Below are 14,842 nucleotides of genomic sequence, written 5' to 3'. Positions count from 1 at the left end.
GGGCGGACGCTTAATCGGGCTGGTCGGCGGAAAATAGCTCCGTCGCATCCTCCTCGTCGTCCTCGCGGCTGGGCGCCGGAGTGGACAGACGAAGAATTCCATATCCTACGACGGCCGACAGGAGCGAGCCCGCAAGGGTTCCTAGCTTGGCTGCATCGATGAGCGCCGCATCGTCGGTGAAGGCCAAGGCGCCGATGAACAGGCTCATCGTAAAGCCAATCCCGCATAGCGTCGCCGCGCCGTAAAGCTGGCGCCAGCTGGTCCCATCCGGGGGAGGGGCCAGTCCCGTGCGCACTGCGACCCACACCGCTCCAAAGATGCCAAACTGCTTCCCCAGGAAAAGACCGGCCAAAATTGCCAGCGGCAGCGGTTCGGCCAGCATCCCCAATCCGCCGACCAGCGCCACTCCGGCAGAAGCAAAGCCGAAGATGGGAACGACGCCGAACATGACCCAGGGATGGATCGCATGTTCCAGGCGTTTCAGTGGAGAGGCCGATTCGCCCTTGCCAAGTGGAATGGTCAGCGCCGCAAGCACCCCGGAAATGGTAGCGTGAACCCCGCTCGCCAGAACCAGCAGCCACAGCAGCACGAAGCCGACGATGTACGGCCACAGCCGGCGTACGCCGAACTGGCCGAGAGCGGCCATTCCACCTGCAAGTGCCAGCGCTCCGCCAAGCGCCAGGACATTCAGGCTCTTCGTGTAGAACAAGGCGATGATCAGCACCGCGCCGATGTCATCGACAATGGCGATCGTGACCAGCAGCAGCTTGATCGAGGCGGGAGCGTTACGGCCGAGGATCGCGAGCACTCCGATCGCGAAGGCGATGTCGGTCGCCGCGGGGATCGCCCACCCTGGGGTCAGCGCGGAATCACCGCCGATCATCGCCAGGTAGATCAGTGCCGGTAGGGCCATTCCCGCTACCGCTGCGATGATTGGCAGTCGCCGTTCGGCTGGGCTCGACAGTCGGCCGTCGTACCATTCGCGTTTCACCTCAAGGCCTACCAGCAGGAAGAAGATCGCCATCAGCCCGTCGGCGATCCATTCGTGAAGCGACATCTGGCCGAGGCGCGGCATCGCTGGACCCAACTTCAGGTGGAGCAAGTCATTATAGGCGGCGGCGAAGGGCCCGTTTGCGGCGATTAGTGCGGTCGCGGCGGCCGCAACCAGGAGCAGTCCCGCCAATCTGTCGAGCTTCTGCTGCTTTTCGGCGGGCGCGGTCACGCCAAGCCGATAGCAAGCGGGGCGCGCCATGGTCGAGGATTATCGGATGATCGCCATCCAAGAAGCGCGCCGAAGAAGAATTAATCCGACGAAGGTGCGCATTGGCCTAGAATACAGCAAGTCAACCTTCCGCGAGCTGCTCGAGCCGCCCGAGGTCGGCGACGCGAAACGACTGGCGGCCGGTGAGCTGGATCACTCGGGCAGCCTTGAGCGCGCTAATCTCGCGGCTCACTGTCTCAATCCTGAGACCGAGATAGTCGGCGATGTCGGCGCGCGACATTGGGAAGCTAATATCCTGATCCTCAACGATTGGATGGCAGCGGCCGGCGAGTATCAGCATGAACGAGGCGACGCGCTCCGTCGCGGTCTTGCGACCGAGCAATACCAGTTGCTGCCGCGCGGCAGCCAGCTCGTGCGCGGCCACGGCGTAGAGTCGCCGCTCAAGCGCGGGATTGGCCGCAACGAAGGCATCGAACTGGCGACGCGGGAATCTGCAGAGCGTCGAGGGCGCGACCGCTTCGGCGGTGAACGCATGCTCCTCCTCCAACGTAATCCCAAGGAAGTCGCCAGGAAACAGGAAGCCGGCGATTTGCCGGCGGCCGTCGGGAAGTAGCTTTGACAGACGCAACAGCCCGCCGGTGAGGCTATAGACATTTGCCGCCGCGTCGGCCTCGAATACGACAGTCTCGCCAGCCGCGTAGTGGGCGATCGGTCCGCTCTTCTTGAAATCGCGTAGAACGGCGGGCTCCAGCACACCGCACACGGCAAGCTCTCGCACGGCGCAATCGAAACATGGATGGTCCCGCTCAAGCTCCGGTACCGGTGCCGCCCTGGTTGCCATGCAATGCCTGTCCTCGATCAAAATTTGCAGACATGAGGCAGATCAACGAATTGCCCCGCATCCCGTCGGATATGCGCATAAATGGCAACCACGGCGTCATATAAGCCGCAATTCTACGTAGTCGGGCTGGGTCTGGCAGAGGCCGGCGCGGCCTATCCGATTATCCGGGCGATCGCTCCCGAAATAAGTCTCGATGACTGGCTCGACTATGTCAGGCGTCGAGGCCGCGAGGGCGGGTTTATCGGACTATTTGATGAAGGCGGAACGGTGGTTGGTCTTGCCAGCTATCGGATTTGTGAGCGGCTTCGCCACGGACGGGTGCTCACGCTCGACGATTTCGTGACGTTCGAATTGAGCCGGGCCGCTCCCGCTCGTGCCGCGCTGATGGCTGCGGCCGAGGATCGAGCACGCCTATTGGGCTGCGCGGGGATCGAGGTCCGTACTGGCGCCCGGGGCCTCGCCGGCACCGGTAGTCGGAAGGCCGGCGGTTGGTTGACTCTTGGCTTGACGCTGGACTCGGTAATCTTCGTCAAATCGCTCTGACGCATCCTAGGGGCGGGGAAGGCTCCCGAGTGCGAGCCCGGGAGCACTTCACACCTTAGAACCGCATGCCGACGCCAACGCCCGCAACGATCGGATCGAGGCTGACGTTGACCCGGTTGACGAGGTTTCCGGTAGTCAGCTTCGCCTTGGTGTCGATGTCGATATATTTGATGTCGAAGTTGAGGAACACGCGCGGCGTGATGTCGACGTCGAGACCTGCCTGGACCGCATAGCCAAGGCTATCGTCCAGATTCACGTTGGTGTGGCCGATTGCGTTCTCGAGCCCGTTGCTGGCGTCCTCATTGTAGAAATGGGTATAGTTGATTCCAACGCCGACATAGGGGCGGACTTTGGCCTTGGGCGCAAAGTGATATTGCAGGGTAAGGGTCGGCGGCAGGACCCAAGTGTCCGCAAGCTCGCCGATCGGATCGAGACCGCCCTTCCCGTTGATGTTGTGCTTGGTCGTCGCCAGAATCAACTCAAGCCCAATATGGTCGGCTACGAAATAGGTGAAGTCGAGTTCCGGTGCGAAGGAGTTGGAAACCGACACCTCGTCGTTTGGAAAAGCCGGTTTGATGCCGCTGGAATTCTCCGTCGGCGCGACCAGGATTGCCCGGGTGCGGACCAGCACGTCGCCCGCTTCAGCATAAGCCGGTGAAGCGGCAACGGTCGCGGCCATGCCCGCGGCAATCGGAAAAAGCAGTTTCATTGGTGTGCCCCCTTAAGATGGAGCACAGGCAACTGAACGGCGGGCGGCATCCGGTCCTTGATCCACCTCAAATATGCGCGGCGGCTAGTTCGGCTTCGGTAAGGGCCGGCGCCCGCCTTCCACGTGTCGGCCTGCCCAAATCTCCAAAGCTCAGTCGCATACGTAGGATTGCGTAAAGCGTGCTGCGTCGCCGCGAGATTAAGCCCCGGCCCGAACATTGTGCAGCGGGACTTGGGGCCGACCATGGATGACGTGCTACTGAAAAGCGGGGGCTGGCTGCTCATCGGCTTGATCGCCGTCCTGACAATTGCCGCCTCGGCCGACTTCGGCTTTTCGGTCCATCTGGCGATTATCGCCGCTGCAGCATTCGTGATGCTGGTCGTCACGCTCCGCAATGCGGACTATGGCGCCATTGCGACAGGCGTTCCCAGCGTAGTTGTCGACCACGGCCGCTATGATGACGATCCGGTTCGTTGGGGGGTGCTTGCCACCCTTTTCTGGGGCGTCGCGGGCTTTGTGGCGGGCCTCTACATCGCATTGCAGCTGGCATTTCCGGCGCTCAACCTCGGGCTCGAGTACACCAGCTTCGGTCGGCTGCGGCCGCTGCACACATCGGCGGTCATCTTCGCGTTCGGCGGCAATGCACTGATCGCCACCAGCTTTTACGTCGTCCAGCGCACGTGCCGTGCGCGGCTGGCATTCCCAAGCCTCGCCCGCTTCGTCTTCTGGGGCTACCAGCTGTTCATCGTGTTGGCTGCTACCGGCTATTTGCTCGGCATCACCGAGAGCCGCGAATATGCGGAGCCCGAATGGTACGTCGACCTGTGGCTGACGGTCGTCTGGCTGTCCTATGCGGCGGTTTTTATCGGTACCATCGTCAAGCGCCGCGAGCCCCACATCTACGTCGCCAACTGGTTCTACCTGAGCTTCATCATCACCGTGGCAATGCTGCATGTGGTGAACAACCTCAGCATCCCTGTCAGTCTCGCCGGTTCCAAGAGCTATTCGCTATTTGCGGGCGTCCAGGACGCGCTGACCCAGTGGTGGTACGGCCATAATGCGGTCGGTTTCTTCCTCACCGCCGGTTTCCTGGCGATGATGTATTACTTCGTGCCGAAGCAGGCCGAGCGGCCGATCTACAGCTATCGGCTGTCGATCATTCACTTCTGGTCGCTGATCTTCCTCTACATCTGGGCTGGTCCGCACCACCTCCATTACACCGCGCTGCCCGACTGGGCGCAGACGCTGGGCATGGTGTTCTCGATCATGCTGTGGATGCCCAGCTGGGGCGGGATGATCAACGGCCTGATGACCCTCAACGGCGCGTGGGACAAGGTCCGCACCGATCCCATCATCCGAATGATGGTCCTGGCTCTGGCGTTCTACGGCATGTCGACGTTCGAAGGGCCGATGCTGTCGATCAAGGCCGTCAACTCGCTGTCGCACTACACCGATTGGACTATCGGGCATGTCCATTCCGGCGCGCTCGGCTGGAACGGGATGATTACCTTTGCGTGCGTCTATTATCTGGTGCCGCGCCTGTGGAGCCGATCCCGGCTCTATTCGCTGCGCATGATCAACTGGCACTTCTGGCTCGCGACGCTGGGGATCGTCCTTTACGCGTCGTCGATGTGGGTCGCCGGCATTATGCAGGGCCTGATGTGGCGCGAATATGGGGCGGACGGATACCTCGTCTATTCGTTCAGCGAAGTCGTCGCGGCAATGCAGCCCTATTATCTGATTCGTGCTGCAGGCGGGCTTCTGTACCTCAGCGGCTTCGCGATCATGATTTGGAATGTGGCCCAAACAATTCGCGGCAATTTGCGGGATGAAAAGCCGCTCAACGACGCAACGTATAACCCCGAGGCTGACCGCCCGCTGCCGCAGATTGCGCGCGCGGGGGTTCGGAGCATCCGTTCCGGCGGCAGCCCCGATGCTGCGGTAGCGGCCGCAGAGTAGGACAAGTCATGGCAAGCAAGATATTCAATCACGGGCGGATTGAACGGAACGTCACCATTCTTGCAGTGCTGTCGCTGCTGGTGGTTACGGTCGGTGGAATCGTCGAGATCGCGCCTCTCTTCTGGATCGATTCGACGATCGAGAAGGTCGAGGGCGTTCGGCCATATACACCGCTCGAACTCGCCGGCCGCAACATCTACGTTCGTGAGGGCTGCTACACCTGCCACAGCCAGATGATCCGCCCGTTCCGCGATGAGACCGAGCGATACGGGCATTACAGCCTGGCTGCCGAAAGCATGTACGATCACCCGTTCCAATGGGGATCCAAGCGAACCGGCCCGGACCTGGCGCGCGTGGGCGGTCGCTATTCCGACGAGTGGCACGTGCAGCACCTCAAGGACCCGCGTTCGGTCGTGCCGGAATCCATCATGCCCGGTTACAGCTTCCTGGCCGATCGCGAACTGACGACTGGCGACATGAGCGCGCATCTGCGGGCACTGTCCCGGACCGGCGTGCCATACAGCATGCAGTCGATCGCCAAGGCAAATGAGGATCTCACTGCCCAGGCCGATCCCAATGCCGACGCCGCCGACCTGGTGAAGCGCTACCCGAACGCCCAGGCGCGCGACTACGACGGCGACCCGTCGCGCATCACGGAAATGGATGCGCTGGTCGCTTATCTGCAAATGCTCGGCACCCAGGTCGATTTCAAATCGGCCGCTCCGCAGGAGCAGGTGCGGTGAGCTACAACGAGCTTCGCCACCTCGCCGATAGCTGGGGGCTGGTCGTCATGGCCGCAATCTACCTCGTGCTGGTCGGTTGGGCCTTCCTGCCGCGCAATCGCCAGCGCAATCGCGATGCCGCAACCATGATCTTCAAGGACCCCGACCATGGCTGATGAAAAGAAGCGGATCGACCAGCCGACCGGGACCGAGACTGTCGGGCACGAATGGGACGGTATCGAGGAGCTCAATACGCCGCTGCCGCGCTGGTGGCTGTGGACGCTTTACGCGACGATTATCTGGGCGATCGCTTACACCATCTTCTACCCGGCCTGGCCGATGGTCAGCAAGGCGACTGCAGGAGCGCTAAACTGGTCGAGCCGAGGCCAGCTTGAGCAGCAACTTGCCGCCGAACGTGCAAATCGAGCTCCGATCTTGCGGGCGATCGCGGCTACGCCCATCGATCAACTGGCGGCGAAGCCGGAACTGATGCAGGCGGCGGTCGAAGGTGGCCGGGCTGCATTCCGGGTCAACTGCGTCCAGTGCCATGGATCGGGCGCCGCGGGCTCGAAAGGCTATCCCAATCTCAACGACGATGACTGGCTTTGGGGCGGCGACATCAATGCCATTCATTACACTATCGAACATGGAGTGCGGAATCCGGGTCATGGTCAGACGCGCATGTCCCAGATGCCGGCATTCGGCCGCGATGCCTTGCTTCAGCCAGCGGAGATCGACGACCTGACGGCCTATGTGCGGACGATCAGCAGGCAACGGCCGCTAGACAATTCCGCCAAGCGAGGCGCGGCATTATTCCAGGCGAACTGCGCCGCTTGTCACGGAGCAGATGCGAAAGGTAACCGCCAGTTCGGCGCGCCCAACCTGACCGACGCCATCTGGCTCTACGGCGGCGATGACGACAGCGTTCGCAAGTCGATCCATGACGCCCGGTTCGGGGTCATGCCGCGGTGGGGCGAGAAGCTTGATCCCGCGACCGTCAAGATGCTTGCCGTCTACGTGCATTCCCTAGGTGGCGGCGAGCGTGAAACATTGCAGATCGCCCAGACAGGAAAATAGGCTGGCGTGGACCCAGTCCAAAAAACCGGCGCATCGATGAACGACCTTTCGACCAGCGAGGCGACCAGCCTCTATGCCAAGCGGCAGCCAGTCTATCCCAAGGCGGTGGATGGACGATTCCGCCGCCTGAAGTGGCTGGTCATGGCTGTGACGCTCATCATCTATTACGTCACACCCTGGTTGCGCTGGGACCGCGGCCAATATGCACCCGACCAGGCGGTGCTGATCGATCTCGCCCATCGCCGATTCTATTTTGGACCGATCGAGATCTGGCCGCACGAATTCTATTATGTCGCTGGCTTGCTGATCATGGCCGGGGTCGGCCTGTTCCTGCTGACGTCGGTCGTCGGCCGTGCCTGGTGCGGATATGCATGCCCGCAGACCGTATGGACCGACCTGTTCCAGCATATTGAGCGCTTCATTGATGGCGACCGCAATGCGCAGATGCGCCTGGCCCAGGCCCCCTGGTCCGTCGGGAAGCTGGCGCGGCGCACCGGCAAATATGCCGTATTCCTGCTGCTTTCGCTCCTCACCGGAGGCGCATGGATTTTCTATTTCGCGGATGCGCCGACTTTGGCGGGAAGGTTCATCGCTGGCGAAGCGTCCAGTATCGCCTACGCGACGGTTGCGCTGCTCACCGCGACGACCTTCATTTTCGGCGGCTTCATGCGCGAACAAGTGTGCATCTACATGTGCCCGTGGCCGCGCATCCAGACGGCGATGCTCGACGAGAAATCGTTGATCGTCACCTATAAGGACTGGCGCGGCGAGCCGCGTGGCAAGGGACGGCGAACCAATGTGGCCGCACCCAAAGCCTTGGGTGACTGCATCGATTGCGACGCTTGCGTCGCGGTTTGCCCAACCGGAATCGACATCCGCAATGGGCCGCAGATCGGCTGCATTACATGTGCGCTTTGCATTGATGCGTGCGATTCGGTGATGGGCAAGATCGGCAAGCCGCGCGGGCTGATCGACTATGCGACGCTGGACGACTGCAAGATCGAGGCCAAGGGCGGCACGCCGAAGCCGATCATGAAAACCATACTTCGCCCGCGGACATTGGTCTATTTCGCGTTGTGGTCGTCGATCGGGCTTGCGATGCTTGCGGTGCTCGCGGACCGCGCCCGGCTCGATATCAGCGCCCAGCACCAACGTAACCCCGCCTGGGTGCAGCTGTCCGACGGCCATGTGCGGAACAATTTCACAGTCAAACTGCGCAATATGGAGGCGCGGCCGCGCGAGATGTCCGTCAGCTTGAACGGACTTCCGGGTGCAGTGATGTGGGGCGAGGGCGGCAGCCGCGAGACGGCGAAAAGGAGCGTTCGAACTACCGTTCCCGCCGATGCCCTCGCAAAACTACCTATTTTCGTCGCCGCCCCCGGTAGTGGAGAAGAACGTCAGAGTTTCGCCTTCTCGGTCCGGTCGATCGATGGCCTTGAGAGCGACAGCACCAAGGCCGTGTTCGAACGGCCAAACTGAGATTGGGGCACTACGTGACGAAGCGCTTCACCGGCTGGCATTTCACCGCGATTATCGTCGGCTTCTTCGGCGTGATCATTGCCGTCAACGTCACCATGGCGATGTTCGCCACACGGACCTTCGGCGGAGTGGTGGTCGAAAACAGCTATGTTGCCAGCCAGGAATATAATGGCTGGCTGGAAGCGGCGCGCAAGCAGAGTCGGCTGGGTTGGGAAATCAAGCCGGGCCTTGACGCGCAGCGCCGAGTCCTGGTGTCCGTCAACGTCGAGGGCGCCAAAGTCAGCGGCTTTGCCCGCCATCCGCTCGGCCGGGCGGAGGACCTGCCACTCACCTTCGGAGACGATCTGCGTTCGGCCCAGGCGCTTCCGCCCGGGCGCTGGGCCATCCACTTATTGGTCCGACATGGCAAGGATGAGGCTCGACTGATCGAGGTTGTGCCGTGACGGCGCTGACCTCGGTCGCCGGCGAACCGCTGGAGCGCACCATCTTTGCGGTTCCCGGAGCCCATTGCGCCGGCTGCATGGCCAAGATCGAGCGCGGACTGGATACCCTGCCAGGCGTGGTGTCGGCGCGGCTGAACCTTACTTCCAGGCAGCTGTCTGTATCCCATGCACAGTCGGTTGAAATCCCAGAACTTATCGCCGCGCTTGAGCGACTTGGATTCGCAGCCCAGCCGCTGTCCGGCGCGACGGCGGGCAGGCAGGATGGCGAAAGCCGCGCGCTGCTTCGTGCAACCGCCGTCGCAGGCTTCGCGGCCATGAACATCATGCTGCTCTCGGTGTCGGTCTGGTCCGGCGCCGAGGGTGGCACTCGGGACCTGTTTCACCTCCTGTCCGGAATGATTGCCATTCCGACGGTGGCCTATTCGGGCCAACCATTCTTTCGCTCGGCGTGGAGCGCCCTCAGGCATGGCCGGACCAACATGGACGTGCCGATTTCGATCGGCGTGTTGCTGGTCACGGCACTTAGCCTGTTCGAAGCGCTGACCGGCGGCCCGCACGCCTATTTCGACGGCGCCGTGATGTTGCTGTTCTTCCTGCTGGTCGGGCGAGTGCTCGACAGCGTCATGCGCGATCGCGCGCGTGACGGTGTGGCAGCGCTCCTCAAACAGACGGCGGCAGGTGCGCTCGTTATCAGTGAGGATGGTGCCAGTTCATGGCTCCGCGCCGAAGAGCTGCGCAGTGGAATGCGGATGATCATCGCCGCCGGCGAACGGCTTGCCGCGGACGGTATTGTCGAAACCGGGTCGAGTAGCCTCGACCTGTCGCTGCTGACCGGAGAAAGCGCGCCCCGGCCAGTCGGGCCCGGCGGGTCGGTCCACGCCGGAACGCTAAATCTCGCTTCGCCGCTCACGGTTAGAGTGACGGCGGTGGGTCAGGACAGCAGCATTGCCGAAATTGCACGATTAATGGGTGAAGCCGGGCAGGGCCGGTCGCGCTACGTCCGGATCGCCGACCGTGCGGCGCGCCTCTATGCTCCAGCGGTCCATACGCTGGCTGCGTCGTCTTTTGTGGTCTGGATCCTGCTCGGCGCCGGTTGGCACCAGGCTCTGCTGATCGCGGCAGCGGTGCTGATCATCACCTGCCCTTGCGCGCTTGGCCTCGCAGTTCCCACCGCGCAGATCGTCGCCGCCGGATCGCTGATGCGGGCCGGGGTGCTGGTCAAGGACGGCTCCGCCCTGGAACGTCTGGCCGAGGTCGACCGGGCATTGTTCGACAAGACCGGTACGCTGACGCTCGGCCGGCCCGAACTCGTCGATGCCGCGGCCTTGGCGCCCGGCGTTCAAGCCATTGCACTCGCACTTGCCCAGCACAGCCGCCATCCGCTTGCCGAGGCGGTCCGCCGGGCATTTGAAGCGAAAGGCGTGGCTCCGGTTGCGCTTTTCGAAGTTCAGGAGGAGCCGGGCTTCGGTATTTCTGCCTCCTGTCGCGGCGAACGAGTGTCGCTTGCACGCGGGGAAAGCAATGACGGCTTGTCCACCTATTTCACTCGTGGAACCAATAAACGGGTACGACTTCGCTTCGAAGATCGACTGCGTCCCGAAGTAAGGGAAGCCATTCATCGCCTGCACGATCTTGGCATCGAATGCTCGGTGGCCAGCGGCGACAGTGGCCCTTCGGTCGCCACCGCAATTCGGGGATTGGGCCTGACCGCCCAAACCGGCATGCGGCCGCAAGACAAGCTCAACCTCATCGCCCGCCTCCACGCCTCCGGCCATAACGTGCTGATGGTCGGAGATGGGCTCAACGATGGACCGGCACTTGCTGCGGGCCATGTGTCGTTGGCGCCTGGATCGGCGAGCGACGTTGGCCAGAACGCCGCCGATGCCGTGTTTCTCGGCGACAGCCTGCTTCCGGTGGCGAAGGCAGTGGCTGCCGCGCGCCGGACCATGCACGTGGTTCGCCAGAACTTCGCCATCGCCATCGGATACAACGTCATAGCCGTGCCGCTTGCTTTCGCGGGAATGGTTACGCCGCTGATCGCGGCGCTCGCCATGTCCGGATCGTCGTTGATTGTCGTCGGTAACGCCCTCCGCTTGAGGAATGCGGCACGATGAGCGGCCTCACCTACCTCATCCCCATCGCCCTGTTGCTCGGCCTGGCCGGGCTGGCCGCTTTCTTCTGGGCGATGCGTTCCGGCCAGTTCGAGGACATGGACGGTGCCGCCGCCAGAATTTTGATCGAGGACGAGGATTTATGACCGGCTGGACCTACCATCCCGAACTGTTGGCGACGCCGGTGCCGCGCTACACAAGCTATCCAACTGCGGCCGAGTTCTCCCCGGCGGTTGGGCGCAGCGACATGGAAGCGGCGCTTGATGGAATTGCGCTCGACCAGCAACTCTCCCTTTACGTCCACATCCCATATTGCCACGAGATTTGCTGGTACTGCGGCTGCAATACCGGCGCTGCCAATCGCACGCAGAGGTTGGCGACCTATCTCGAGACGCTGGAGGCCGAAATTGGCCTGGTCTCCAAACGGTTGGCGGGGCGCGGCAAAGTGCGGCGAATTTCTTTCGGCGGCGGTAGCCCCAATGCGATCGCTCCCGATCAGTTTGCCAAACTACTAACCAGCCTCCGTTGGGCGTTCGACGCGCATGACGCCTTGCTTTCCATCGAACTCGACCCCCGCTCGCTGAGCGATCCCTGGTTCGATGCGATAGCCGCGGCCAGTATCGAGCGCGCGAGCCTTGGCGTGCAGACGTTGGAGCCGGCGGTCCAGCGAGCCATCGGCCGGTTACAGCCCTTCCGCCTGATAGAGACCTGCGTCGAAAAGCTGCGGCGCGCAGGAGTGCGCTCGCTCAATTTCGACCTGATGTACGGCCTGCCGCATCAGGGACTGGACGAACTGGAGCGGACGCTGCACGCCACGATCGCGCTTCGGCCGGAACGAATAGCATTATTCGGCTATGCCCATGTCCCGCACCTCATTGCGCGGCAGCGGCAAATCGATGGGAGTGCCCTGCCCGATGCCGAACAGCGCTTTGGCCAGGCCGAGCTCGGCCATCGTTTGCTCGTTGCGGCAGGGTACGAGCCGATCGGTTTCGACCATTTCGCGCTGCCGGATGATCCGATCGCAATTGCCGCGGAGGAAGGAAGGCTGAAACGCAACTTCCAGGGCTTCACCGACGATCAGGCCGAAGTGCTGATCGGCCTTGGTGCGAGCGCCATCAGTCAGTTTCCGCATCTGATCGTCCAGAACGAGAAAAATGCCGGCCGCTATAAGGTTCGGGTTTCGTCGGGCCTTTTGCCAACGGATTGCGGCGTGGTCCGTACCGAAGAGGATCGGCGGCGAGGGCGGATCATCGAACAATTGCTGTGCAGTGGCAAGGCCGAGTTGGGCGGCCTTTGCGATCAGCATATGCTGGAGCGGCTGCGCCCATTCCTGGATCGCGGCCTGGCAACGCTTGAAGGCAGGCGGCTGCGCCTTCCCGATTTTGGCCGGCCTTATGCCCGGGCTATCGCATCATTGTTCGACAGCTATCGGCAGCCTGCCTCCCGGAGGTTCAGCAGCGCCATATGACGGCCATCGCTGCTCCACTCGGGATATTGGCTTGCCTGTCGATTGCAGGAATGGCGTATGGCTCGGTGATTCCCGGTGCACATGAAGACATTTGCTACGGCGGGCGCGAGGCGCCGAAACGGCAGCCCGAGCAACCCGCCGGATGCCATGCCGTTTTCGCGTGCGCGGAACATCGCAAGCATCGCTGATTGAATTGCCGCGATTTGAGGATTTTAAAGACTACGGGATGGTGCCCAGGGGCGGGATCGAACCACCGACACTGCGATTTTCAGTCGCATGCTCTACCAACTGAGCTACCTGGGCCCACGGCAAGCGCCGGTCGGCGCCGCGAGCGAAGGCGTCCCTAGCGGTCGCCCTCGTCGCTGTCCAGCCCGTCCTGATCCGCTGGTGGGCCAGGAATCCGATAGCCTTCGCCGAGCCACTTGAGCAGGTCGCGATCCTTGCAGCCGCGGCTGCAAAAGGGGGTGTGTTCGGTGGACGGCGGCTTGCCGCAGACCGGGCAGGGTTTAGGCGCGTTCGGCATGCCCACCCGACATGGCGAGTGTAGGGTCGCTGCGCAAGGTCACGAGGCCGCCGGTGCGGCGGGAGAGTTGGTCCAGCCAATCAGGCTTTCGGTTGAGTTCGGCAATCACCGCGGGGTGCGCCGCCACGCGAATGGCGCCGACTTCACGGCTAGCAGCGCGGAGCAGTGCCCGGGCCTCGAACGATGGGCGGTCGGCGGCAAGCTCGAATAGAGAAGCATGGGCACGCGGCCGGACGACCTGCAGAAATCCGAACCCGTTGACTGACGTTCGCTCGAACGGCTTGGGAAGTACCGCATCGACGGCCTCGGCCGCTGCCTGACGAAAGGCCTTGCCGTCGACCGTCGGCAGGTCGACCCCAATCGATCCGCCGACGCCATGACGCCGAATTGCTTCGGCTGCAGCGCGCGCCCCCGCAATCGCAAGCTCAGCTGGCGGAAGTTGGCCATCGACGTCGATCAAGGTCATCGCCGGGGTCAGTGAAACGCGCAATTCACCGCCGGGGAAGGCGATGATCCCACTACGCGCCTCATCCAGTATATCCAGCCAACCGGAGTCATCCAAATGCTTGCCGGAATCGACCGCGGTGCCAACCAATGCAGGCGCTGCGCGCGACGGATCGCTGCTTGCGCGGGCAAGCGGTCGCTTCCAATTCTCCAGACCGCCCAGATCTTCGCGGGTGACCTCGATCCGCAACGCCGCGCCCTGCGTAGTCCCAGGTGCACCCTTGGGAAGCAGATATTCCTGCCCATCCGCGACTGCGACCGCATTGCGCCCAACGCTCTTCAGCCTTGCCTCGAGGATGGTTCCGGCTGGGGTCACCCCCTCCCGCATGATCCGCGCCTCGACGATTCGGCCGCCCTCCACCAACACCGCGCGGGTCTCGCCAATCCCGCGCTCGATCAGCCAATCAGGCAATCGGATATCCAGCCGATTTGAGGAGGTGCCGAGCCTCGGCTAGCGGCAGGCCGACGACGTTGGAGTAGCTGCCGGCGATATGGCGGACATAGACTTCGCCATAGCCCTGCAGTGCATAGCCACCGGCCTTGCCTTGCCACTCGCCATGCGACGCGTAAAAATCGATTTCCTCGTCGGACAGCCGCTTCATCGCGATCATCGTCTCAACCAAGCGGGATCGGGTCGTTTCGCCGGGAATGGCCAGTGCGACGCCGGTTAGCACCCGATGGCGGCGGCCGGATAGCAACTTCATGCAGGTCCGCAGAGTTGCCTCATCCTCGACTTTGGGCAGAATCCTCCGGCCAACGGCGACAACCGTGTCAGCGGCAAGGACCAAGGCGTCGGGATGGCGTTCCTCTACCGCCTCCGCCTTCTCGATCGCCAGGCGCAATGCGTGGTCGCGCGGAAGCTCGCCCTGAGGCACGCTTTCGTCGATATGGGCCGGATCGACCGCGTCGGGTGTGACTCCGATCCGTGCCAAGAGGTCGAGGCGGCGCGGGCTCGCCGAGGCGAGGATGAGCTTCATCAGGCGGCTGGGCCGGGGCCTCCGCGCCCAGGCATGAAGCGATAGGTAATGCGGCCCTTGGTAAGGTCATAGGGCGTCAGTTCGACCAGCACCTCGTCGCCGGTCAGAACGCGGATGCGGTTCTTGCGCATCTTGCCCGCGGTATGGCCAAGGATCTCGTGTCCATTCTCCAGCTCGACGCGGAACATCGCATTGGGCAGCAGCTCGACCACCCGTCCGCGCATCTCGAGAAGTTCTTCCTTGGCCATTCAAATCCTTTTCATG

At 62.7% G+C, this 14,842-nt stretch carries 17 protein-coding genes and 1 tRNA gene; 10 read left to right on the top strand and 8 right to left on the bottom strand.

The window, feature by feature from the left end; genetic code table 11:
* Nucleotides 1–10: 10 nt before the first annotated feature.
* Nucleotides 11–1,252, bottom strand: a complete 1,242-nt coding sequence (gene nhaA, locus LVY65_RS06570; RefSeq protein WP_235067229.1) for a Na+/H+ antiporter NhaA — start codon at nt 1,250–1,252, stop codon at nt 11–13.
* A 91-nt stretch (nt 1,253–1,343) separates the two neighbouring features.
* Nucleotides 1,344–2,063, bottom strand: a complete 720-nt coding sequence (locus tag LVY65_RS06565; protein WP_235067228.1) for a Crp/Fnr family transcriptional regulator — start codon at nt 2,061–2,063, stop codon at nt 1,344–1,346.
* Nucleotides 2,064–2,144: 81 nt separating this feature from the next.
* Between LVY65_RS06565 and LVY65_RS06560 the strand changes: the two genes are divergently transcribed.
* Nucleotides 2,145–2,606, top strand: a complete 462-nt coding sequence (locus LVY65_RS06560; protein WP_235067227.1) for a hypothetical protein — start codon at nt 2,145–2,147, stop codon at nt 2,604–2,606.
* Between the two features lie 55 nt (nt 2,607–2,661).
* Here the strand turns inward: LVY65_RS06560 and LVY65_RS06555 are convergent, their stop codons facing one another.
* Complete coding sequence (locus LVY65_RS06555; RefSeq protein ID WP_235067226.1) at nt 2,662–3,315, bottom strand: OmpW/AlkL family protein; 654 nt, start codon at nt 3,313–3,315, stop codon at nt 2,662–2,664.
* A gap of 243 nt (nt 3,316–3,558) precedes the next feature.
* On the opposite strand from LVY65_RS06555, the gene ccoN reads away from it, so the two are divergent.
* From ccoN to hemN, 9 genes are read left to right on the top strand one after another with little or no spacing between them, the layout of a single operon-like run.
* Nucleotides 3,559–5,274 carry a cytochrome-c oxidase, cbb3-type subunit I gene (gene ccoN, locus LVY65_RS06550; RefSeq protein ID WP_235067225.1) on the top strand — a complete coding sequence of 572 codons (1,716 nt, stop codon included), beginning with the start codon at nt 3,559–3,561 and terminating at the stop codon, nt 5,272–5,274.
* A gap of 8 nt (nt 5,275–5,282) precedes the next feature.
* Nucleotides 5,283–6,017 carry a cytochrome-c oxidase, cbb3-type subunit II gene (gene ccoO, locus LVY65_RS06545; protein ID WP_235067224.1) on the top strand — a complete coding sequence of 245 codons (735 nt, stop codon included), beginning with the start codon at nt 5,283–5,285 and terminating at the stop codon, nt 6,015–6,017.
* Complete coding sequence (locus tag LVY65_RS06540; RefSeq protein WP_235067223.1) at nt 6,014–6,172, top strand: cbb3-type cytochrome oxidase subunit 3; 159 nt, start codon at nt 6,014–6,016, stop codon at nt 6,170–6,172. The genes ccoO and LVY65_RS06540 overlap by 4 nt, the downstream gene beginning before the upstream one ends.
* Nucleotides 6,165–7,073, top strand: coding sequence for a cytochrome-c oxidase, cbb3-type subunit III (gene ccoP, locus LVY65_RS06535; RefSeq protein WP_235067222.1), 909 nt, complete (start codon nt 6,165–6,167; stop codon nt 7,071–7,073). The genes LVY65_RS06540 and ccoP overlap by 8 nt, the downstream gene beginning before the upstream one ends.
* A 36-nt stretch (nt 7,074–7,109) precedes the next feature.
* Entirely contained in the window at nt 7,110–8,552 is a 1,443-nt protein-coding gene (gene ccoG, locus LVY65_RS06530; protein ID WP_235067221.1) for a cytochrome c oxidase accessory protein CcoG, read from the top strand.
* Nucleotides 8,553–8,566: 14 nt separating this feature from the next.
* A complete protein-coding gene (locus LVY65_RS06525; RefSeq protein WP_235067220.1) occupies nt 8,567–8,995 on the top strand; it encodes a FixH family protein in 429 nt (142 codons plus the stop codon).
* Nucleotides 8,992–11,109, top strand: coding sequence for a heavy metal translocating P-type ATPase (locus LVY65_RS06520; RefSeq protein WP_328282494.1), 2,118 nt, complete (start codon nt 8,992–8,994; stop codon nt 11,107–11,109). Before LVY65_RS06525 ends, LVY65_RS06520 begins: the two co-directional genes overlap by 4 nt.
* Nucleotides 11,106–11,252 (top strand): cbb3-type cytochrome oxidase assembly protein CcoS, encoded by a 147-nt coding sequence (gene ccoS, locus LVY65_RS06515; protein ID WP_235067219.1) that lies wholly within the window; start codon nt 11,106–11,108, stop codon nt 11,250–11,252. The genes LVY65_RS06520 and ccoS overlap by 4 nt, the downstream gene beginning before the upstream one ends.
* Entirely contained in the window at nt 11,249–12,574 is a 1,326-nt protein-coding gene (gene hemN / locus LVY65_RS06510) for an oxygen-independent coproporphyrinogen III oxidase (protein ID WP_235067218.1), read from the top strand. Before ccoS ends, hemN begins: the two co-directional genes overlap by 4 nt.
* A 227-nt stretch (nt 12,575–12,801) precedes the next feature.
* Here the strand turns inward: hemN and LVY65_RS06505 are convergent.
* The 5 genes from LVY65_RS06505 to infA all read right to left on the bottom strand — a co-directional run bounded on the left by LVY65_RS06505 (nt 12,802) and on the right by infA (nt 14,826).
* Nucleotides 12,802–12,877: transfer RNA gene (locus tag LVY65_RS06505), tRNA-Phe, on the bottom strand.
* A 40-nt stretch (nt 12,878–12,917) separates the two neighbouring features.
* Entirely contained in the window at nt 12,918–13,097 is a 180-nt protein-coding gene (locus tag LVY65_RS06500) for a DNA gyrase inhibitor YacG (protein ID WP_235067217.1), read from the bottom strand.
* On the bottom strand, nt 13,081–14,013 hold the full coding sequence (locus LVY65_RS06495; protein ID WP_235067216.1) for a ribonuclease: 933 nt from the start codon (nt 14,011–14,013) through the stop codon (nt 13,081–13,083). The genes LVY65_RS06500 and LVY65_RS06495 overlap by 17 nt, the downstream gene beginning before the upstream one ends.
* A complete protein-coding gene (locus LVY65_RS06490) occupies nt 14,006–14,578 on the bottom strand; it encodes a Maf family protein (protein WP_235067215.1) in 573 nt (190 codons plus the stop codon). The genes LVY65_RS06495 and LVY65_RS06490 overlap by 8 nt, the downstream gene beginning before the upstream one ends.
* Entirely contained in the window at nt 14,578–14,826 is a 249-nt protein-coding gene (gene infA / locus LVY65_RS06485) for a translation initiation factor IF-1 (RefSeq protein WP_235067214.1), read from the bottom strand. Before infA ends, LVY65_RS06490 begins: the two co-directional genes overlap by 1 nt.
* Nucleotides 14,827–14,842: the final 16 nt, after the last annotated feature.

The sequence above is a fragment of the Sphingomonas cremea genome (genome assembly GCF_021502585.1).
Lineage (GTDB): Bacteria > Pseudomonadota > Alphaproteobacteria > Sphingomonadales > Sphingomonadaceae > Sphingomicrobium > Sphingomicrobium cremea.
The sequence above is the reverse complement of the archived record's forward strand: the minus strand, read 5'-3'. Positions and strand labels throughout refer to the sequence as shown.